This window comes from Rossellomorea marisflavi (assembly GCF_001274775.1).
Lineage (GTDB): Bacteria > Bacillota > Bacilli > Bacillales > Bacillaceae_B > Rossellomorea > Rossellomorea marisflavi.
In genome coordinates this window covers 543,531-565,177 of sequence record NZ_LGUE01000008.1, presented here as the reverse complement: position 1 = coordinate 565,177, position 21,647 = coordinate 543,531, and the positions used below count along the sequence as shown (strand labels likewise).

The following is a 21,647-nucleotide window of genomic DNA, read 5'->3' as shown; positions in this document are numbered from 1 at the left end:
TGTGCGTTTGTGGCATGGCAAGAGGTTCGCTTTTGATATGGGATTTGAGTGTTTAGAGAAGGTTCAGGTAGAGATTGGAGCAGTTGGTTTGAATGGGAGCATGGCGGAGGGATTCGCAAATAAGGAAGGCCATTCGTATGTACCGTGCCTCACTCGCAAATGAACATTCGAGCAGAATTGCCGTTCGCAAATTAAATGTTTGGTTTCACAAATAAAATTCAAAAAGTCGCAAATACTTTTTTGAAAGTCGCAAGTAAATCCACTATTCTCGGCCCTGGGCGTCCTCAATAGGGTCAAAATTCTCTAAAATAGCCTGCGAAATAAGTCGGAATTTGTCGGTGGAGGTACAACTGGAAAATCACATCCAGTATCTCGCTGATAAATCACCCTGTTTTCCAAGTATCCCATACCTTTCACTCGTAACAGGAAAAAGTCGCAAATAGACACCAACCAACCATCCATCCATATCCGCCCCGACTAAATCGCTACCAACCAACTATCAAACGACAAAAAGGAGGAAGCCACACACGGCTTCCTCCTTTCTACTTTCATTTATGAACCGATCGTCGCATTCTGATGGGAATGCAGCCTCGTAAAGATTCCTCCTGCGTCCGAGAGGAGCTCTTCATGGGTCCCGTCTTCTGCAATGCCGTCTTCTGTGACGACGAGGATACGGTCGGCTTTCCGGATCGTGGCGAGCCTGTGGGCGATGACCAGGGTCGTGCGGTCCTTCGCCAGGTCGTTCAAGGCATCCTGGATGATTGCTTCTGTCTCCGTATCAAGGGCCGACGTCGCTTCATCAAGGATGAGGATGCGAGGATTCTTGAGGAACATCCTTGCGATGGACAGGCGCTGTTTCTGACCGCCAGAGAGCTTGAGTCCACGCTCCCCGATCTCAGTGTCATACCCGTCAGGCAGGGAAGCGATGAGATCCGTCAGATGAGCGCGTCTTGCCGCCTCCTCGATCTCCTCCTGTGTCGCTCCCAGACGTCCGTAGGCGATGTTTTCACGCAGCGTACCGGCGAACAGGAACACATCCTGCTGCACAATCCCGATCTGGGACCGGAGTGATGATTTCGTCATGTTGCGGACATCGATGCTGTCGATGGTGATCGCCCCGTCCTGCACATCATAGAAGCGCGGGATGAGGGAGCAGATCGTCGTTTTTCCTGCACCGGATGGTCCGACGAATGCGACAGTCTGCCCCGGCTGGATCGTGAAGGAGAGGTCGTTCAGAATCGGCCGTTCCGCTTCATATCCGAACGTCACATCGCGGAAGGTGATGCGTCCCTCGAGACTTTCCACTTCCACCGCATTCGGACGGTCTTCGATATCCGGCTCCTGATCCATGAGCTCCGTGAAGCGCTTGAAGCCTGCCATCCCCTTCGGATAGAGCTCCAGAAGGGCAGATATCTTGTCGATCGGTTTGAACAGTACGTTGATGTATAGAATAAAGGCGACTAGCTCCCCGTAAGAAAGGGCGCCGCTGAACGTGAGCCATGCCCCGTACACGAGGATGACCAGCGTCATGAGCCTTGTGGTGATGTAGATCCCGGACAGATTCACGCTCATCACTTTGTATGCCTTCAATTTCGACTTGCGGAAGAACAGGTTGTTCTTGTTGAAGCGCTCCATTTCATAAGACTCGTTCGTGAATGATTGAACGACGCGGGAGCCCGACACGCTGTCTTCCACGCGACTGTTGACGTCTGCGATGTTTCCGTACATCTTCGTCCACGCCTTGTTCATCTTGATGTTGGAGTACGAAATCAGCCAGATGAGGAACGGTACGATGATGATTGCCACGAGTGCAAGCTTCACATTGATCGTCATCATGATCCAGAATGCGCCAAAGAAGGTCATGACGGCAATGAACAAGTCCTCGGGTCCGTGATGGGCAAGTTCCCCGATATCCATGAGGTCATTGGTCACCCGGCTCATGATATGCCCGGTCTTTGTATTATCAAAGAAGCGGAACGACTGGCGCTGCACGTGATGGAACAACTCCCGCCTCATATCCGTCTCAATGTTGATGCCGAGCTTATGCCCCCAGTAGTTCACGACGAACTGCATGGACGAGCTGATCAGATAAAGAAGCAAGAGGCCGATGCTAACCGATACGATTGTGCTCCAATTCCCTTCAGGAAGGAGGGAATCAATAAACCATGATACGGCCATGGGGAATCCAAGTTCCAGGACTCCGACGAGTACGGCACAAAAGAAATCAATATAAAAAAGCCGTCGATGGGGACGGTAATACGAGAAAAATCGTTTGATCATAGGACCACTCCACCTTTATGTAATAGACAAAACATAAGATAATTTTACCATAGCTCCGGTGTGGTGAGGAGAAAAGATTCACCAATTTTCACGAACGTATTTGATGCGTACAATAATAAATGTTCGTGTTTTCGTTGACTTTCTTCCAGTGAATTGATAAAATAAGCTTGTTTGAAAAAAGGGGAATCACGATTCCCGTCGGAGGTGCTCACATGTCTTCAGTAGTAGTTGTTGGAACACAATGGGGAGACGAAGGAAAAGGAAAGATCACTGATTTCCTTTCTGAACATGCAGAAGTAATCGCACGATATCAAGGCGGAAACAATGCCGGACACACCATCAAATTCGATGGCGAAACTTACAAATTACACTTGATCCCATCTGGAATCTTCTATAATGAAAAAATCTCTGTCATCGGAAACGGTATGGTCGTGGATCCGAAGGCACTCGTACAAGAATTGAAATACCTTCACGACCGTGACGTAAAAACAGACAGCCTGCGCATCAGCAACCGCGCCCACGTCATCCTTCCATATCACTTGAAGCTTGACGAAGTGGAAGAAGAGCGTAAAGGTGCCAATAAGATCGGTACAACGAAAAAAGGAATCGGCCCTGCATACATGGATAAAGCAGCACGTATCGGAATCCGTATCGCCGACCTTCTTGACCGCAAATCATTTGAAGAAAAACTTGAACGCAATCTTGAAGAAAAGAACCGTCTCCTTGAGCGCTTCTACGAAACAGAAGGATTCAAGATCGAAGATATTCTTGATGAGTACTATGAGTACGGTCAACAAATCAAGCATTACGTCGTTGATACATCTGTCGTTCTGAACGACGCCATCGACAACGGACGCCGCGTTCTATTCGAAGGAGCACAAGGTGTCATGCTCGATATCGATCAGGGTACATACCCGTTCGTTACATCATCCAACCCGGTAGCTGGTGGCGTGACCATCGGTTCAGGTGTCGGCCCGACGAAGATCAACCACGTTGTCGGTGTATCAAAAGCATACACGACCCGCGTAGGAGATGGCCCGTTCCCGACTGAACTGACAGACGAAATCGGTAACCAAATCCGTGAAGTCGGCCGCGAATACGGCACAACCACTGGCCGCGCCCGCCGCGTAGGCTGGTTCGACAGCGTCGTCGTCCGTCACGCACGCCGTGTCAGCGGATTGACTGATCTTTCATTGAACTCCATCGACGTCCTAACCGGCATCGAAACATTGAAAATTTGTGTCGCGTACAAATACAAAGGCGAAATCATGGAAGAATTCCCGGCAAACCTCAACATCCTTGCCGAGTGCGAGCCTGTCTACGAAGAGCTTCCAGGCTGGACCGAAGACATCACTGGCTGCAAAACGCTCACAGAGCTTCCAGACAACGCACGTCACTACCTCGAGCGCGTATCACAGCTCACAGGTATCCCGCTATCCATCTTCTCTGTCGGACCGGATCGTTCACAGACGAACGTGGTTCGCAGCGTGTGGAGTGTACGATAAGATTGGTATGATTTATGGACCTGGCCCTTTGGGGTTGGGTCTTTTTTTGGTGGATTGGTGTTGGTGTGGAGCGGTGGTTGCGGTTGGGCAGGGGTGGTCGATGTGGGTGGAGTAGCTAATATGAGAACCATGTTGAAAGAAAGGAATGGAAGTTGAAAGTAAGTCGGGAAAGTTGATTTGAAAAAACTGTTGAATTTTAGAGTTGAAAGTATTTGTTTGAAAGTTGAAAGTAAATCTTCCATTGTTGAAAGTGAATTTGCCAGAGTTGAAAGTAAATTTCTTCACTCAAAAAAAGAATAATTAAAAAGGAAGGATTTTGCTGTAATAAGTCGAAAATAGTCCAAGGAATAATTAAAAAGGAGTGATGCAATGAAGGTCAAAGAACTAAAACCCTCTTTAACCATCCAAAAGTTACAAGCCCTTTCAGAAAGAGTGAAAGAGTCTAGTGGAAAGCTCCCCCTCATTCAATCTGATCTTAGGAAGTTCATGTCGGGTTACAATGGGGAAAAATCTTTAGAATACTACCTTTCATTCTTACCGAATGACCAATACTATGTTTTACATGACGTTCGACTTTTTAATGGTACGCATTTTTTTCAACTCGATCTTCTTATCATTTCGCCTTGTTTTGTCGCAATAGTAGAAGTGAAGAATATGTCCGGTCACCTAACGTTTGACGGGAAATTCAATCAAGTAGTCCAAACCAAAAATGGTGAACAAAAGGCTTTTCCAGACCCTATGTTGCAACTTCAGAAGCAAATTTCACAATATAGGAGCTGGCTAAAAAAGAATGGATACCCTGAGATACCCATCCACGGCTTCATTGTTATGAGTAATCCATATACAATATTAACCTCTGAAAACTACGAAGACGATAACCTCATCATCCGTCCACAGACCCTCGTATCAAACCTTCAGACACTAATGAATTATTACGAAACCCATCCACTCCCTCATCGAATCATCAAGAAAATCTCTAAGCAAACACTTAAGAACCATATATCGGATCACACCTCTATTTTACTTCGGTATGGTTTGAAGAGAAGTGATATTCATCCTGGAGTCAAATGTCCCCAATGTTCATTCTTACCGATGGATCGTATATATAAGTTCTGGAGATGTATTAATTGTGATTTTAAATCTAAGGATGCCCACTTCACAGCTGTACGAGATTATTTCCTGCTACTCAGTGATACAATAACCAATCAACAGTGTAGAGAGTTCCTTCTTATCGATTGTCTTGCATTGGCAAACCGCCTCCTCCAATCCACCCCCCACCTAACCAAATCCGGCCACTACAAAAGCACGGTATACACCATTTCCGAGCAAATAAACCTCTAAATTATTCCCCGAGAAATAATTTTCGACGAAAAAAGACAAAAAACTATTGCAGTAGTGTTTTGCTCTGTGATAATATTAATTTCGTTGTCACGAAAGAGGCCTGATAGATGTAAGATATAAACGGCCGAATCGTGTTTATATATATCCTTTTTTAGAGCCATTAGCTCAGTTGGTAGAGCATCTGACTTTTAATCAGAGGGTCGAAGGTTCGAATCCTTCATGGCTCACCATTATTTTTGTGGCCCGTTGGTCAAGCGGTTAAGACACCGCCCTTTCACGGCGGTAACACGGGTTCGAATCCCGTACGGGTCATTTTTTCATTCCTTCATAGGGATTTAAAAATAGACGATCCACCATGTGGGTCGCAAATTTTTATTCGTGATTTGTCGAAATTTTCCGGAATTAAAAGGTTTCGGCGTTTGATGTGGGATCTTTGTCATCTATGTCGAGTATGGTTCACGAATATGTTGTAGATTTATTCTCGCTAACGCGAAAGGGCAATGACAGCTCTTTTGCTGAAGCAAAGTTCTTTATTTTCGCTATCGCGAATAATAATGATAGCTATTTTGCTATCGCAAAAAGCTCTGGTCCGGTAGTTCAGTTGGTTAGAATGCCTGCCTGTCACGCAGGAGGTCGCGGGTTCGAGTCCCGTCCGGACCGCCATTTTCATATTGTGGCTCAGTAGCTCAGTTGGTAGAGCAATGGACTGAAAATCCATGTGTCGGCAGTTCGATTCTGTCCTGAGCCATTTATAAAAAGTACTGCGACGACGTTGCCTCTCGTAGTACTTTTTTATTATGCTTTTTTGTCATCCCTCTGTAATATTCCCCGATCGTTTTACCCATGTTTCCCCATGTTTATTGCAATGTCCTTACACTCCCAATTCGCTCTATGACAAGCTTCATAGCCTTCCTATCAATCGATTGTCCTAGTCGTTGCTACAGTTTTTTTACAATCATGATACATCAGCCCGGAATTCGTTGGAATATGGTAAATTGGGTTGGTATGAGTGATTGAAAGACTACTACGATAGACATGCATGTCTTGTAATAGGAGGAAAATCAATGAAATTGGGGTTACCATCATCACCGTTTCCCTCGCTGAAAAGAGCAGGTGCGATTGCCCTTGTGCTGGGAGCTTTTACGACGGCCTCGGGTGCTTCTGCCGCTGAGGATTTTAAGACGGTGTATCATGTATATATGGGTTCTGAGTATGTCGGGGCCGTGACGGATAAAGCGGAAGTGGATGCTGTACTTGAGAAGAAGCTTTCCAAAGCCATGGATGAACATAAGGATATCGATCTTGATTTTAATAAAGAAGTAACATACATACCTGAAGATGTATTTACGATTGAATCACAGGATCAGGACGTGTTGAATACGATTCAGAAGTCGATTTCTGTCGAGGCGAATGCCTATGCCGTAGAGGTGGACGGTGAGCCGGTGACGTATGTGAAGGATGAGAAGGACGCTGAGGACGTACTCAAGGCGTTCAAGCTCAATCACGTGTCGAAAAAAGAACTGGAAGATTACGAGAATCGTAAGGACGACGAGTCCCTGCCTGAGCTCGGGGAGAACGAGTCCAGGATCCTGGATCTTTCGTTCAAGGAGCAGGTAGAGACGAAGGAAGCGAAGGTCGATCCGGATGAAGTGGTTTCGGTGAAAGAGGCTGCGAAGGATCTTGAGTTTGGTAAAGTCGAAGAGAAGGATTACAAAGTGGAGCGAGGAGATAGCCTTGGGGAAATTGCCAAGGAGCATGACCTTTCCATGGATGACATCCTCGACTTGAACAAGGACGTGAAGGCAGACGAAGCGCTGAAAGTCGGCGAGAAGCTTGTGATCAAGGATTCTGAACCATTCCTTCATATGGTGGTGAAGAAGGAAGTCAACAAGCTTGAAGCAATCGACTATGAGAAGAAAGTGAAAGACGATGCGTCCATGACGAAGGGCGATACGAAGGTCGAGCAGGCCGGTAAAGAAGGCGAGAAATCCGTTACCTATGAGGTGACCGAAGAGAACGGTGCGGTCGAATCGAAGGACGTGAAGGATGAGGAAACGCTGAAGAAGCCGGAGGACTACATCGTCCTTAAAGGAACGAAGGAGATCCCGGGTCGTGGGAACGGAAACTTCATGTGGCCGACGAACGGGGGATATATTTCTTCCAAGCAGGGTGAGCGCTGGGGTAAATTCCATAAGGGAATCGACATCGCGCGTCCGACCGATCGCACAATCAAAACCGTGGATAACGGCGTTGTCGAGTCGGCGGGCTGGAATGACGGCGGCTACGGCAACAAGATCGTCATTGATCACCAGAATGGCTATAAGACGATTTACGGACATTTGGCTTCCATCTCTGTGAAGGCGGGTCAGAAGGTCGAGCAGGGCCAGAAGATCGGCGTGATGGGGGATACGGGGCAATCAACCGGTGTCCACCTGCACATCGAAGTGTATAAGGACGGAAAGATGCTGAATCCATTGGACGTACTTCATCAATAGATTTAATCACGAGGGGACTGACATCCATTTTGCAATGTCAGTCCCCTTTGTTATATTGGGAAAAAGGGGTTTTCTGAGTAAAAGATGATTTAATATGAAGAAAGTGATAAATTTAAAGAGAGAATCCTGAATCAAATTCGTTTAAATAAGGAGATCAATTCATATGGATAAGAAAATTCTAGTCGTTGACGATGAAAAACCCATTGCTGATATACTGCAGTTCAATTTGAAAAAAGAAGGATATGAGGTTCACTGTGCGTATGACGGGGATGAAGCCGTGCGTATGGCAGAGGAAATCAAGCCGGACCTTGTGCTTCTTGATATTATGCTTCCAAACCGTGACGGCATGGAAGTGTGCCGTGAAATACGGAAAAAATATGAGATGCCAATCATCATGCTGACGGCGAAGGACTCAGAGATCGACAAAGTCCTCGGCCTTGAGCTTGGTGCGGATGATTATGTAACCAAACCGTTCAGTACACGCGAGTTGATCGCCCGTGTGAAGGCGAATCTTCGCCGTCACCAGCAGGGTGCGGCCCAGGTGGAAGAGGATGAGAATAATGAAATCACGATCGGTTCACTCACGATCCACCCTGATGCGTATGTCGTGTCGAAGCGTGGAGACACCATTGAGCTGACTCACCGTGAGTTCGAGCTGCTTCACTATCTAGCGAAGCATATCGGACAAGTCATGACTCGTGAGCATCTCTTGCAGACGGTATGGGGCTATGACTACTACGGAGATGTCCGTACGGTCGACGTAACGGTGCGCAGGCTCCGTGAGAAGATCGAGGATAATCCGAGCCATCCGACTTGGATCGTGACGCGACGGGGTGTCGGGTACTACTTGAGAAACCCAGAACAGGATTGATCGGATGAAGAAAGTCGGATTGACCCGTTCCATCCATCTTAAGTTCGTGATGATCTATGTACTCCTGATCCTGCTCGCCATGCAGATCATCGGGGTGTACTTTGTCCGCTCCCTTGAGGAACGGTTTGTGAATAACTTCAAGACCTCCATCCAGAATAGGGTGGAGATCCTTCAGTATACGGTGAAAGAAGAAATGCTCAAAACCCGGACCGATACCGATCCGAAGCTTGAAGACGATCTGAACCGGATCCTCCGGGACAGCAGGACGAACGATATCTCTGAGATCCGGGTGATCAACTCGAAGAGCCGGGTCATCGGGACCTCGGGACAGAATGAACAGAACCTCATCGGCCAGGCAGCTGGGGAGAAGGAAGTCAAGCGGGCCCTTGCCCTCGGTATCAACCATAACGATATCTATTTTGATAAAAAATCAGGCGATCGGATCTGGGTGTTCACGGAACCGATCGAGAGCAATAATGAAGTGATCGGAGCGATGTTCGTCGTCGGTCAGATCGAGACGGTCTATGATCAGATGAATGAGATCAATGCCATCTTCACGAGAGGGACGATCATCGCCCTTGTCATCACGGCAATCCTCGGGGTGCTTCTCGCCCAGACGATCACGCGACCGATTTCCGATATGCGGAAGCAGGCTCTGGCCATGTCGAAGGGGAACTTCTCCCGGAAGGTCAAGGTTTACGGGTATGATGAGATCGGTCAGCTCGCCATCACCTTCAACAATCTGACGAAACGGCTCCAGGATTCCCAGGCGTCAACGGAAGGGGAGCGAAGGAAGCTGTCCTCCGTCCTTTCCTATATGACGGATGGGGTCATTGCCACCGATCGGAAAGGCCGGGTCATCCTCATCAACGATCCCGCAGCAAACATGCTAAATGTTTCACGTGAAACGGTGGTGTCGCAGCCGATCGTTTCCCTTCTTGGGATCGAAGAAGAGTTTAGCTTCGAGGACCTTTCCAATACCCAGGACTCCATCATCCTGGACTACAGTACGAATGAAAAGCCGTATATCCTGCGCGCGAATTTCTCCATCATCCAGAAGGAGACGGGCTTTGTGAACGGCCTGATCACCGTGCTTCATGATATTACGGAGCAGGAGAAAATCGACCTTGAACGCCGGGAATTCGTGGCGAACGTGTCCCATGAGCTCCGGACGCCGCTCACGACGATGCGAAGCTACCTGGAGGCCCTTGCAGAAGGAGCGTGGCAGGATGAGAATATCGCGCCGCGATTCCTGGATGTGACCCAGAATGAAACCGAGCGGATGATCCGTCTCGTCAATGACCTGCTGCAACTGTCGAAGATGGACAGCAAGGACTACCGGTTCAACAGGGACTGGATGGACTTCATCGGATTCTTCCATAAGATCATCGATCGTTTCGAAATGTCGAAGAATCAGGATGTCCGATTTGTGCGGATCCTTCCTGATCAGGCGTTGTTTGTCGAGATCGATCAGGATAAGATCACGCAGGTTCTGGATAATATTATTTCCAATGCCCTCAAGTACTCACCTGAAGGCGGGACAATCACGTTCATCGTCGAGGAGAAGAACGGGTTCATTGAAATCAGCATTTCCGACCAGGGGCTTGGGATTCCGAAAGATAATCTCGGTAAAATCTTCGAGCGGTTCTACCGCGTCGATAAAGCGCGGACCCGCCAAATGGGTGGAACCGGCCTTGGTCTTGCCATCGCGAAGGAAATGATCACTGCCCATGGTGGCGATATCTGGGCGGACAGTGTAGAAGGAAAAGGGACGACCATCACCTTTACCCTGCCGTATGACGCTCTTCAAGAGGATGATTGGTCATGAACTACGAAAAATTTAAATCCATACTGCTGACTGTCCTGGTGGCGATCAGTATCTTCCTGACCTATAGTCTATGGACGTATCAACCGCGTTACGAAACGATCGAAGATCAGGATAGCCCCGTGAAAGTGACCGTCGGGGAGAAGCGCCCGGAAGATGAACTTGCGTCTTCTTTGATTAAACCGTTCAAGCTTCTTTACCATCAGGCCGATAAGACCCTCGGTACGTCGAATCAAAAAGAAATCGATAAGGTGATGGAGGATATAGGGACATGGAACGTCTACGATTTCTCCCAGGTGCAATTGAATGAACAGGACTTGAAAGAGGTATCCAAGGGAGAGAATCGTATCGAGATCATCTTCCCTGACAATGTTCCTCTATCGGTCTACAGCCAGATCCTGAATCTGGACAGCTCGTCTGTTCCGAAAGCCGATTTTGATCGCCTCATCATCGATTTAAATGATAAAGGCCTTGATTCCAGTGCCGTTTTCTTCCTCCCGAAGGAAGCGGATAAAGGGGGGGCAAGCGTCTATACAGCACGTGTCGATCAAAACAGCGTCAATGCATTCGCGAGTCGATATTTGAAAAAGCTATCCCTTCAATATACTGAGTATATGGAATATGCGCTGACGGACGACCGGACGATCTATCTGCCGCTTGCCAAGGATGAGTACATCAGCTATCAATATTTCACCGATCTTGATTCCATAGAGGACTATAAGAACGCGCTATTTATCGATGGGAAGAGCATTAATCTGTCGTCAAATGGGAACGTTGACACCTATATCTCGGTGTACAATCTCATGACGGTGAATAAAAATTACAACACGCTCTCCTTCGTGTATCCGACGGAGGAAAAAGTCGATCCGTGGCCGTCTTCCTATCTCCTTACGGAAACCATGGGCTTCGTCAATGATCACGGCGGCTGGACGGACAAGAACTTCCAATATTTCTCCATCAATCCGGATCAGAATAAAGTCACTTATCGACTCTTCGTCCAGAATCTCCCGGTATTCAATGACCAAGGGATGGCGGAGATTTCCGAAACGGTGGGGAACTCCTCAGTCAGTAAGTACAGCCGTCCTTATTTCACCTTGGACTTCTCATCCAGTGACTTCTCTTCGAGTGCGGTATCCAAGGAGAAGCTTCCGAGCGGATCTTCTGTCATTGCGATGCTCCAGGACACGAAGAATATCGATCTAGATTCCGTGCAGGATATCGTGGTCGGCTATAAGATGACCCGAAACCCGGAGGATAGCCGGAAGCTGAACTTTGAGCCTTCTTGGTATTATAAGTACGATGGGAATTGGATCAGGTTGGATACGGAGCAAAAGGAGGATGTCTTGAATGGATTGGAGTAAGACGAAAACGATCTTCATCGTCGTATTTCTCATCTTGAACGTCTTCCTGGTCTCCTCTTTCATCAGAAAGGTCTCTGAAAGCAATCTCGATACCCTCGGTCAGTGGACGATTGATGAACAGCTGAAGTCTGAGAATATCAAGTATCCGAAGGACCTCTCCAATGAAGTCGTGAGGGAACCGTATATCGAAGCGGTGGCGAAGAAGTTCAAATCAGAGGATCTGAAGGACTTGAAAAATCAGGATGCTCGAATTATGAACGAGAATACGATAAACTCAGTATTGAAGGATCCTTTACCGATCAGTGAGAAATTCAAGCCTGAGGAACTCAATGAGTTCATGAAGGTGAATATGATCGATGGGGACAAGTACAGCTACTGGGATTTCGATAAAGAAAAAGGAACGATCACCTATTTCCAGACCTATAAGGATAGGAAGATCTACAATAATACGAACGGGATGATTGTGTTCCAGCTCAATCAGAGCAATGAAATCGTCTCGTACACCCAGACGATGTTCGACAGCATTAAGGAACTGAGCGATGAGCAAAAACCGATCATTACCCCGTTTTCGGCTTTCAGCAACCTCTATAACACCCAGCGCATTCCTGCTGGCAGCACAGTGGAACGGCCGGTCCTTGGTTACTCCACCTTTGTCCCTTGGGAAGAATCCCAGGTGCTGGCCCCTACATGGCATTTTGTCGTGAAGAACGGGGATGAGGAAGAGGATTACTATCAGAACGCCTTCGAAGGTCAATTCTTGGAGACGAGCACGACAGATAAAGACAAACCATTGGAGTGAGAGAAACATGAGCATGCATTTTAGTGTACTTGCTTCCGGCAGTACAGGAAATGCCATATTCGTTGAGAATGAAGAGCACTCCTTCCTCGTCGATGCCGGTTTCAGCGGCAAGCAGATGGAAGGATTGTTCAGCCAGATCGGACGAAAGATCGAAGACCTGTCCGGCATCCTCGTCACCCATGAGCATAGCGATCACATCAAGGGCCTCGGCGTCCTTGCACGGAAGTACAAGCTTCCCATCTATGCGAATCAGAAGACGTGGAACGCCATGGACGGTCTCGTGGGGAATATCGACACCGAGCAGAAATTCACTTTTGACATGGAAACGGCCAAGCATTTCGGCGGCATAAGCATTGAGTCATTCGGTGTGTCCCATGATGCAGCGGAGCCGATGTTCTATGTGTTCCATCAAGGAGAGAAGAAACTCGTCCTCATGACGGATACAGGCTACGTGAGCGACCGTATGAAGGGCATCATTTCGAATGCCGATACGTATGTGTTCGAGAGCAATCATGATGTGGGGATGCTCCGTATGGGGCGTTACCCGTGGAACATCAAGCGCCGCATCTTGAGCGATGTGGGGCATGTGTCGAATGAAGATGCGGCGGTTGCCATGGCCGAGGTGGCTGGCGATCGGACGAAGAATTTTTATTTGGCGCATTTGAGCTTGGATAATAATATGAAGGATCTGGCAAGGATGAGCGTTTCGCAGACGTTGGAGACGAAGGGCATTCTTGTTGGGGAGCAGTTTGATTTGCTGGATACGGATCCGAAGGTTCCTACGCCGCTTGTGGCTGTGTGATGGAAGGTTTATCCTTTGTTTGGCAAGGGGTAGAGTAAGGGTGGAGGCTTTCGGGTCTTCATCCTTTTTTGTATTTTGAGCTTGGCTAGCTTTTAGTGATAAGATGGGACGTTTCGTTCCGCTTCGGCCGACCGCTTTCCTGCGGAGAGGAAGTCGAGCTTCCTCGTGCCTGCGGGGTCTCGACCTTTCCTCTGGTTTCCGCGGGAGTCGGTCGGCCTACGCTGCACTGCACTAGTGGTTGATATGAGGTGTTAGTTTATAGATGGGTACATCTCAATACCCCCTTCCTTTTGTTTTGTTGGTGGGGAAGAGAGATGGGGCGTTTCGTTCCGCTTCGGCCGACCGCTTTCCTGCGGAGAGGAAGTCGAGCCTCCTCGTGCCTGCGGGGTCTCGATCTTTCCTCTTTTTCCGCGGGAGTCGGTCGGCCTTCGCTGCACTTCACTATTGGTTGATATGAGGTGTTGGTGTATAGATGGGTACGTCTCACTAGCCCTTCCTTCTGTTTTGTTGGTGGGGAAGAGAGATGGGACGTTTCGTTCCGCTTCGGCCGACCGCTTTCCTGCGGAGAGGAAGTCGAGCTTCCTCGTGCCTGCGGGGTCTCGACCTTTCCTCTGGTTTCCGCGGGAGTCGGTCGGCCTACGCTGCACTGCACTAGTGGTTGATATGAGGTGTTAGTTTATAGATGGGTACATCTCAATACCCCCTTCCTTTTGTTTTGTTGGTGGGGAAGAGAGATGGGGCGTTTCGTTCCGCTTCGGCCGACCGCTTTCCTGCGGAGAGGAAGTCGAGCCTCCTCGTGCCTGCGGGGTCTCGACCTTTCCTCTGTTTCCGCGGGAGTCGGTCGGCCTCCGCTGCACTGCACTATTGCGTGATATGGGAGTTAGTGCATAGATCAATTCTTCTTCGCCCTCATTTAGTTGTATGGGGAATAGAAAAAATGGTTTTTTGCACCTTGAATGTTCACAAAATTGCCTCTATATCATCATGGTTTTCTTACTTTTTTTTCATCAGTTTCTAATTTAATCTGACTATAATGAGGGTAGTAAAGAAAAACTAACGAATGGACTAATAATGGAGAAAGGATGAAGAATAGATGGGATATTATGATCAGGGCCCCTCTTCGGAGAATAGGGAAAGAAGGAGACGAGGAGGCGGTGGGATTTTCTTCTCGGGTTTGATTGGTGTGATTGTCGGTGCGCTTTTGGTGCTGGTGGCGGTGCCTCAGTTGACCGGGACCGATTTGTTCGGTTCGAATAATAATGCGAACGGCGTGACGACGGAGAATAAGGTAGATAGTGCGAAAACGGAGAATGTGGCGGTCGATGTATCGTCGGATGTCACGAAAGCTGTTGAAAAAGCCGGTGATTCCGTTGTCGGGATCAGCAACATCCAGTCTCAGAGCTTCTGGGGTCAATCCGGTAGTGACGGATCTCAAACCCAGGAAGCGGGATCGGGTTCCGGTGTCATCTACAAGCGTGAAGGGGACAAGGTCCTCATCGTAACGAATAACCACGTCATTGAAGGGGCCGATCAGCTTGAAGTCACCCTTTCAGATGGGTCCAAAGTAAAAGCGAACGCACGCGGTGCCGATCAGTGGACGGATCTTGCGGTCATTGAAATCGACGGCAGCAATGTTAAAGACAGTGCCATTGCGAAATTCGGTGACTCTGATAAATTGAAACAAGGTGAGCCGGTCATTGCCATCGGTAACCCCCTTGGCCTTCAGTTCTCAGGTTCTGTGACACAGGGGATCGTGTCCGGTGTGAACCGTACGATTCCGGTTGATATCAACCAGGACGGCGTGGAAGACTGGAACACCGAAGTCATCCAGACGGATGCGGCCATCAACCCTGGTAACAGCGGTGGAGCCCTCGTCAATATTTCCGGTCAGCTTGTCGGAATCAACTCCATGAAGATTGCCCAGGACGCCGTTGAAGGAATCGGTCTTGCAATTCCAATCAACTCTGCCCAACCGATCATAGAAGATCTTGAAGAGCATGGAGAAGTGAAACGTCCTTCAATGGGAATCACGCTCCAAGATGTGAGCGAAGTATCATCGTATCACCAACAAGAAACATTGAAGCTTCCTAAAGATGTGAAATCAGGCGTGCTGGTTCGCCAAGTTATGCCGAACTCACCGGCAGCACAAGCGAAGCTGAAAGAGCTTGATGTCATCGTTGAGCTTGATGGTGAAAAAATCGAAAGCACAGTCGATTTGCGGAAGCATCTTTACACGAAGAAAAAAGTCGGCGACTCCATGAAGGTGAAATTCTACCGCGACGGAAAACTCCAGGAAGTCACCATGAAATTAACGGATGAATCACAATTGTAATATGTGGATAACGTAAAAGCAGGAAAAGGGATTCCCTTTCCTGCTTTTTCTTTACGTGGTATGATAACCTGTGGATAAGTATAAAACTTAGCAAAAGGAGTCGATTCAGCATGATTAACTGCTGCCTGGAACACGTGGAACTCGCACTTGACATCGCCGTCGATGAGCATGAGGTCGCGCCTAAACTGGAAGAGCTTTCAAAGGAAAAACAGTTATCCACAACCTGTGAATATTGTGGGAATAACGCAATATATGTAGTGGCGAACTAGTATTCCCCCACGACATATGGATGGGTTTTGTGGATATGTGGATAATTTCTGTGGATAATATGTTTGTAATCTGTTTGTAAAGAGAGTGTGGATAAACCATGAACATAACCATCATCACCGTCGGTAAACTGAAAGAAAAATACCTGAAGCAAGGAATCGCCGAATACACGAAACGACTCGGGGCCTACGCCAAAATCGACATCGTCGAGCTCGCCGATGAAAAAGCCCCCGAAGTCCTCAGCGACTCCGAAATGCAGCAGGTCAAAAACAAAGAAGGCGAGCGCATCCTCTCCAAGATCTCCCCGGATCACCACGTCATCGCCCTCGCCATCCAGGGCAAAATGAAATCCTCCGAGGAACTCGCCGACACCCTCGATAAACTAGCCACCTACGGCAAAAGCAAAGTCGCCTTCATCATCGGTGGATCACTCGGACTCAGTGATGATGTTTTGAAGCGGGCTGATGAGAAACTGTCGTTTTCGAAAATGACGTTTCCTCATCAGCTGATGCGATTGGTGCTGGTGGAGCAGGTTTATCGGGCTTTTAGGATTAATCGGGGGGAACCGTATCATAAATAAATGAGATTGTTGGCAAAAAAGAATTTTTTAATAGTAACAATCTAATCATGAAGAAAGAATTATCTTCTATTCAACTTTGAGAGTCAAAAGTGGAGGCAACATGGGTTAATGATAAATAGTATTAAAGAAGTAGGAACTTGACTAAAGAAAGATAAAGAGGTGTGGACTACTCAGAATTAGCAGATTTGGCGAAAGATAAATACTAAATAAAGCTAAAGAAGTTTAAAAGGGGCTCTCAATAGATCTTGCAATAACGATTATGACCAAGATAAATAATGATCTCCGCCCTACTCAGATTAAGGGGGATTAATATGGGAACAGGGAGAAATGCCCCTTGCCATTGCGGCAGTGGTAAAAAATATAAGTATTGTTGCTTAAATAAGAAAGATATGTCACCTATGATACTGACAAAAGAGGTATATGAGAAAGATTTTTTACCTGTCTATGACTTAGAACTGTGTAAGCCAAAAACTTTTATTGAATTCGAGGTAGTTCTACCATTTCATATACCAATGTACATTAGCAAGACAATAACATTGAGTACACATGAGGGATATTTGAGCTATAGATTTGATATGGTTACAACAAATGAATCTTATAAGTATCCACTTGGAGAAGTTGTACCTGTTCTTGATATTCATAAAACAAAGATGCTTATGATGGCAGCTATTGATTTAGATTATAATGAGTTTTTAAAAGATAAAGAGGGTTACTACAATACTTATTTTGATATATTGTTAAGTCACCTTAATCAATTAGTATTAAGCTATATGGTTTCAAGTAAAGATGAGGACTGTCATTATCTAACAAAGGAAATGCTGCAGTCGACAATATTGGTTAGGAAAACAAATCTTGAAACATGGGAAAATGAGTTGAGTTTATTTATGCTACACCCACATGTTCCTTTTGAAAAGAAGCCCCTTACAAATAATGAGTTTAATGAATTTATAAGATTACAGGGAGTTGTTGTATGGGATAAGAATCCTTTTGTAATGGGTGAACAGCACGTATTAAGTGCAAAGAGATATTTCAAACAGGGATTCTATCTGGAAGCTATAAATCATGCTCAAATAAGTGTAGAAGTCTTAGTAAGAACACTCTTCGAAGAATTGTTAAAGAATGACGGCATGCCAGCTGACAAAGTAAAAGGAACATTAGAAAACACTTCGTTTATGACAATCATTAAAAAGAAAATGTCATCGTACTTAGGTGGTATTTGGGATGTCACTCAAGATAAAACAGAAATTGGACAGTGGTATAAAAACACATATGAATTAAGAAACAGAGCAATTCATAGGGGAAGAATACCTACATTCAAAGAAGTTGATGAAGCCATTCATGATGCTATAGAGTTTCGGCGGTTTATTTTGAAGAGGGTTAAAGAAAACAAGAAAAAATATCCAAAGATAAATGAGTTTTTTATGTAGTGGAAGTAGAATTGAAAAAATACTCATTGATGAAGGTAGACTATAGACTATTTGTAGTTGCATAGATTCTAGTGATTTGACGAAGATAGAACTATTTTAGACACAGTACGGAGAAACGTTTAGTAAGTAAAACACTAACAAGAAAAGAGCAACGTTCCAAGATAAAAGGAACGTTGCTCTTCTTTTTCAAGAGTAAGGAATTAGTACCCCACTCACCACTCCCGAGCCTCATAATCCAATTCCCTAAACAACTGAGTCTTCTCTTTCTTAGACAGATCCCTCCACTGCCCAGGAGGCAGTTTCCCCAATTGGATATTCATGATCCGCGTCCGCTGCAAGCGATATACGTTATATCCCAATACCTCACACATACGACGGATCTGGCGGTTCAATCCCTGTGTCAGTGTGATTTGAAAATCGTATTTTGATAGTTGCTCGACTTTACATGGGAGCGTTGTGGTCCCTAGGATCTTGACGCCTTCTGACATCTTTTTGACGAATTCAGGTGTAATGGGTTTGTCGACTGAGACGATGTATTCTTTTTCGTGTTGATTTTCTGAGCGCAGGATTTCGTTTACGATGTCACCGTCGTTGGTCATAAGGATGAGTCCCTCAGAGTCTTTGTCGAGTCGTCCAATGTTGAAGATCCTCAAGGGGTGATTGACGAGGTCAACGATGTTTCCTTTTACGCCTTTTTCGGTTGTGCTTGTGATGCCTACTGGTTTGTTCAAAGCAATGTAGACGTTGTTTCGTGCGACCCAGATTGGGTTTCCGTCTACGACGACGTTATCTCCGGGGTTCACCTGGTCGCCGATCGAAGCGCGTTTCCCGTTGATAGTGACCCTTCCGTCTTCGATGAGTTTGTCCGCACCGCGTCGGGACGCTTTTCCGGCTTCGCTTATATATTTGTTAATACGCATGGTAGCACCTCTTTTAATCCAATTGTTATCTTACATACTAATATATTTTTGATGAATCACAAAATGTTTTTAGGTGACGGGAATATATTGTAATTCTAAAGAAAGCCGATCAGACAAAATCTGATCGGCTTGTTTGCAATTTGAGGATTTTAACCACTTTAGCTCGGAGCTTTTGTTTGAAGGAGTTTGATCCCCATCCCGATAAAGATCACTCCGGTTACTTTATTCAAGACCTGTCCAACCTTTTGGTTTCCCCTGAGCGTTTTGGTGACGTAGGAGGAGAAGTAGGCTACGAACAGGCACCAGAGCAACCCCGTTATGGTGAAGGTGAGTCCTAGTATCAAGAAAGGAACGGGACTTGTGACATTGGGGTCTATGAACTGAGGCATGAATGCGATAAAGAATAGCGATACTTTGGGATTGGTGAGACTGGTCAGTAAGCCCTGGATGTAGATTTTTCGTTTGTTCATTGTGGTGCCTGTCGCTTGTTGGAAGGCAAGATTCGATTTATCTAAAATCATGCGAATACCCAGGTATACGAGGTACACGACTCCGATGACCTTGATGACATTGAATAAGAGAACGGATTTTACTAGGATCAAGGATAGACCAAACGCCACGAATAACGTATGGACTAGGGAACCGCTAATGATCCCCAGCACCGAGTAAATACCTGCTGTCCGACCTTGTGATATACTTCGACCGACAATATACATCGTGTCTGCTCCGGGAATCAGGTTCAGTAGGATTCCCGTTAGAAGAAATACTTCAAAATGAATGACGCCAAACATACTTGTGCACCTCTTTCTTATTTCACATGTCCTTTTCACTATATTACAAGAAGATCACCTGAAATTGTAAAAACATTTTAAATATACGATTATTCCTGTTTTAAGGTGGTATGGTAAATGGTAAGGTCTCTACAAACTAGATACATTTGATATTCTGATAGAATTATAGTAAAAATGGTAAAGAAATCATTTGTGGTGTGGACGGATCATCATACATATGAAATACGTGTTGAAACAGGTGGGATAATGTGAAAAAACTAGTGATGGCAGGAGCTTTCTTTGGTGTGGTCCCGGGTTTGCTGTTAGCGGGCTGCTCTGAGGAAGCAAGTACTGAGAAGAAAGAGCCGAAGACTGAGCAGACCTCAAAGAAAGAGAATGAGAAGAAGAAAGAGGAGCCTGCGAAGAAGGAACCTGTGGCGAGCTATGAAGCGATCAAGCCATCTGAGGGTGCCGAGCCGATTGAGAGTCATTATACGAGTGAGCAGCAGTCGGATATGCCGACTTCTGAGGCGCATGGTGAAGACACGACGAGAAGTGTACCACTAGGGCAGACGCTTGCTAAGGATAAGGAAGACCAGACGGATGGTCCCCTAAAAGAGAACAGGATTGTTTCCTACTATGGAACTCCCCGTTCAGAGAACATGGGGATCCTCGGTGAGTACAGTCCGGATGAGTTGATGACCAAATTGAAGGAACAGACGAAGGCCTACTCCGAATTGGATCCGGATCGTCCGGCCATCCCTGCAATTGAATTGATCGCAACAGTGGCGCAGCGTAGTCCTGGGGATGATGGTCTGTATATGGTTCCGACATCGGAAGAGGATATCGAGACGTATGCGAAGCTCGCTGAGGAGAATGACGCCTTGTTGATCCTGGATATTCAATTGGGGAAAGACACGATCATGCATCAGGTGAAACTGGTAGAGAAATATTTGAAGCGTCCGAATGTTCACTTGGCCATTGATACTGAATTCCATGTGACAGACGGACAGGTTCCAGGTGAAGATCTGGGGCATGTAGATGGTAAGGAAGTACAAGAGGCGATTGAGTATATTTCCAAGCTGACTGCCGAGAATGACCTTCCAGACAAGATGGTGGTGGTGCACCAATTTGCCGACATCATCCTGAACAATAAAGACGCGATCCAGCCCACAGAGAACGTGGAAGTGGTGCTGAATAATGACGGCCACGGAATCGCTGGATTGAAGCGGGCAGGATACCATCAGCTCGTCCATAATCAGCCGATCCAGTACGGCGGGTTCAAAGTATTCTACAAGAAGGACGAACCGGTCATGACGCCTGAAGACGTCTTGGAATTGGACCCTGCACCGGCTTTTGTAAACTATCAATAAGAAGTAAGGTGAACTAGCATGTTGAAGGAAGTTTGTGTTGAGAATTTCACGAAGGTCCCTGAAGCCATCGAAAAAGGTGCCCGGCGGGTGGAGCTATGCGATAACCTTGCTGTTGGTGGAACGACGGTCAGTCCCGGTGTGGCACGGGTCACGCTGGATTACTGCCGCAGTCGGAATGTGAAGGTCATGAGCATGATCCGCCCCCGAGGCGGGGATTTCGTCTACAATGTCGATGAAATCGAAATCATGAAGCAGGATATCATCCATCTGAAAGAGCTCCGAACCGATGGCGTCGTCTTCGGCTGCCTGACTCAGGACGGTTGGATTGATGAGGAAGCCATGATTATGCTGCTTGAAGCAGCCACTGGTCTTGAAGTGGTCTTTCACATGGCCTTTGATGCGATCACGGCTGAGTCCCAGCTGAAGGCCATCGATTGGCTGGCCGAGCATGGTGTCCATCGTATTCTCACCCATGGCGGTCCGTCGGATACGAAGATTGAAGACAATGTGGACCGGTTGAAAGCGTATATTGAGTATTCGGATAAGCGGATTACGATTCTTCCAGGTGGTGGAATTACTCACCTGAATCTTCCTGCTATTGAATCCTCTTTAAGCATTAATGAGGCGCACGGAACAAGGATTTTGGAAGGCTAGTTTCGTGGGTGATAACCAAAAACACCAGGGTCAACTGATTATTCA

Annotated in this window: 18 protein-coding genes and 4 tRNA genes; 19 read left to right on the top strand and 3 right to left on the bottom strand. The window is 46.7% G+C overall.

Annotated features, from left to right (window positions below; genetic code table 11):
• Nucleotides 1–552: 552 nt before the first annotated feature.
• Nucleotides 553–2,280 (bottom strand): ABC transporter ATP-binding protein, encoded by a 1,728-nt coding sequence (locus tag AF331_RS20825; RefSeq protein WP_053429890.1) that lies wholly within the window; start codon nucleotides 2,278–2,280, stop codon nucleotides 553–555.
• A 212-nt stretch (nucleotides 2,281–2,492) separates the two neighbouring features.
• Here AF331_RS20825 and AF331_RS20820 point away from each other — a divergent pair, with 212 nt between their 5' ends.
• The 17 genes from AF331_RS20820 to AF331_RS20750 all read left to right on the top strand — a co-directional run bounded on the left by AF331_RS20820 (nucleotide 2,493) and on the right by AF331_RS20750 (nucleotide 17,885).
• Nucleotides 2,493–3,785 carry an adenylosuccinate synthase gene (locus AF331_RS20820; RefSeq protein ID WP_053429889.1) on the top strand — a complete coding sequence of 431 codons (1,293 nt, stop codon included), beginning with the start codon at nucleotides 2,493–2,495 and terminating at the stop codon, nucleotides 3,783–3,785.
• A 177-nt stretch (nucleotides 3,786–3,962) separates the two neighbouring features.
• On the top strand, nucleotides 3,963–4,085 hold the full coding sequence (locus AF331_RS23070) for a hypothetical protein (RefSeq protein WP_268787387.1): 123 nt from the start codon (nucleotides 3,963–3,965) through the stop codon (nucleotides 4,083–4,085).
• Between the two features lie 69 nt (nucleotides 4,086–4,154).
• Nucleotides 4,155–5,126 (top strand): nuclease-related domain-containing protein, encoded by a 972-nt coding sequence (locus AF331_RS20815; protein WP_053429888.1) that lies wholly within the window; start codon nucleotides 4,155–4,157, stop codon nucleotides 5,124–5,126.
• Nucleotides 5,127–5,280: 154 nt separating this feature from the next.
• Nucleotides 5,281–5,356 (top strand) — tRNA-Lys (locus AF331_RS20810).
• A 10-nt stretch (nucleotides 5,357–5,366) separates the two neighbouring features.
• Nucleotides 5,367–5,438 (top strand) — tRNA-Glu (locus tag AF331_RS20805).
• Nucleotides 5,439–5,712: 274 nt separating this feature from the next.
• Nucleotides 5,713–5,789 (top strand) — tRNA-Asp (locus AF331_RS20800).
• A 12-nt stretch (nucleotides 5,790–5,801) separates the two neighbouring features.
• A tRNA-Phe gene (locus AF331_RS20795) sits at nucleotides 5,802–5,874 on the top strand.
• 316 nt (nucleotides 5,875–6,190) lie between these two features.
• Complete coding sequence (locus AF331_RS20790) at nucleotides 6,191–7,621, top strand: peptidoglycan DD-metalloendopeptidase family protein (RefSeq protein WP_053429887.1); 1,431 nt, start codon at nucleotides 6,191–6,193, stop codon at nucleotides 7,619–7,621.
• Nucleotides 7,622–7,784: 163 nt separating this feature from the next.
• Nucleotides 7,785–8,492, top strand: coding sequence for a response regulator YycF (gene yycF / locus AF331_RS20785; protein WP_053429886.1), 708 nt, complete (start codon nucleotides 7,785–7,787; stop codon nucleotides 8,490–8,492).
• Between the two features lie 4 nt (nucleotides 8,493–8,496).
• Nucleotides 8,497–10,320 (top strand): cell wall metabolism sensor histidine kinase WalK, encoded by a 1,824-nt coding sequence (walK, locus tag AF331_RS20780; protein WP_053429885.1) that lies wholly within the window; start codon nucleotides 8,497–8,499, stop codon nucleotides 10,318–10,320.
• On the top strand, nucleotides 10,317–11,678 hold the full coding sequence (locus AF331_RS20775; protein WP_053429884.1) for a YycH family regulatory protein: 1,362 nt from the start codon (nucleotides 10,317–10,319) through the stop codon (nucleotides 11,676–11,678). The genes walK and AF331_RS20775 overlap by 4 nt, the downstream gene beginning before the upstream one ends.
• Nucleotides 11,665–12,477, top strand: coding sequence for a two-component system regulatory protein YycI (locus AF331_RS20770; protein ID WP_053429883.1), 813 nt, complete (start codon nucleotides 11,665–11,667; stop codon nucleotides 12,475–12,477). The genes AF331_RS20775 and AF331_RS20770 overlap by 14 nt, the downstream gene beginning before the upstream one ends.
• Nucleotides 12,478–12,484: 7 nt before the next feature.
• Complete coding sequence (locus tag AF331_RS20765) at nucleotides 12,485–13,279, top strand: MBL fold metallo-hydrolase (RefSeq protein WP_053429882.1); 795 nt, start codon at nucleotides 12,485–12,487, stop codon at nucleotides 13,277–13,279.
• A gap of 1,093 nt (nucleotides 13,280–14,372) precedes the next feature.
• Nucleotides 14,373–15,611 carry a S1C family serine protease gene (locus AF331_RS20760; RefSeq protein WP_053429881.1) on the top strand — a complete coding sequence of 413 codons (1,239 nt, stop codon included), beginning with the start codon at nucleotides 14,373–14,375 and terminating at the stop codon, nucleotides 15,609–15,611.
• A 110-nt stretch (nucleotides 15,612–15,721) separates the two neighbouring features.
• Nucleotides 15,722–15,880 carry a CxxH/CxxC protein gene (locus AF331_RS22070; protein ID WP_079513930.1) on the top strand — a complete coding sequence of 53 codons (159 nt, stop codon included), beginning with the start codon at nucleotides 15,722–15,724 and terminating at the stop codon, nucleotides 15,878–15,880.
• Between the two features lie 98 nt (nucleotides 15,881–15,978).
• Entirely contained in the window at nucleotides 15,979–16,458 is a 480-nt protein-coding gene (gene rlmH, locus AF331_RS20755; protein WP_048004605.1) for a 23S rRNA (pseudouridine(1915)-N(3))-methyltransferase RlmH, read from the top strand.
• 311 nt (nucleotides 16,459–16,769) lie between these two features.
• Nucleotides 16,770–17,885 (top strand): YecA family protein, encoded by a 1,116-nt coding sequence (locus tag AF331_RS20750; RefSeq protein ID WP_053429880.1) that lies wholly within the window; start codon nucleotides 16,770–16,772, stop codon nucleotides 17,883–17,885.
• Nucleotides 17,886–18,097: 212 nt separating this feature from the next.
• Here the strand turns inward: AF331_RS20750 and rluF are convergent, their stop codons facing one another.
• On the bottom strand, nucleotides 18,098–18,805 hold the full coding sequence (gene rluF / locus AF331_RS20745) for a 23S rRNA pseudouridine(2604) synthase RluF (RefSeq protein ID WP_053429879.1): 708 nt from the start codon (nucleotides 18,803–18,805) through the stop codon (nucleotides 18,098–18,100).
• Between the two features lie 158 nt (nucleotides 18,806–18,963).
• Nucleotides 18,964–19,596: a LysE family translocator gene (locus tag AF331_RS20740; protein WP_048004607.1), complete on the bottom strand. Its 633-nt coding sequence runs from the start codon at nucleotides 19,594–19,596 to the stop codon at nucleotides 18,964–18,966.
• 248 nt (nucleotides 19,597–19,844) lie between these two features.
• On the opposite strand from AF331_RS20740, the gene AF331_RS20735 reads away from it, so the two are divergent.
• Together AF331_RS20735 and AF331_RS20730 are read left to right on the top strand one after the other, a co-directional pair.
• Entirely contained in the window at nucleotides 19,845–20,948 is a 1,104-nt protein-coding gene (locus AF331_RS20735) for a hypothetical protein (protein ID WP_235576454.1), read from the top strand.
• 18 nt (nucleotides 20,949–20,966) lie between these two features.
• Entirely contained in the window at nucleotides 20,967–21,602 is a 636-nt protein-coding gene (locus AF331_RS20730; RefSeq protein ID WP_053429878.1) for a copper homeostasis protein CutC, read from the top strand.
• Nucleotides 21,603–21,647 lie beyond the last annotated feature (45 nt).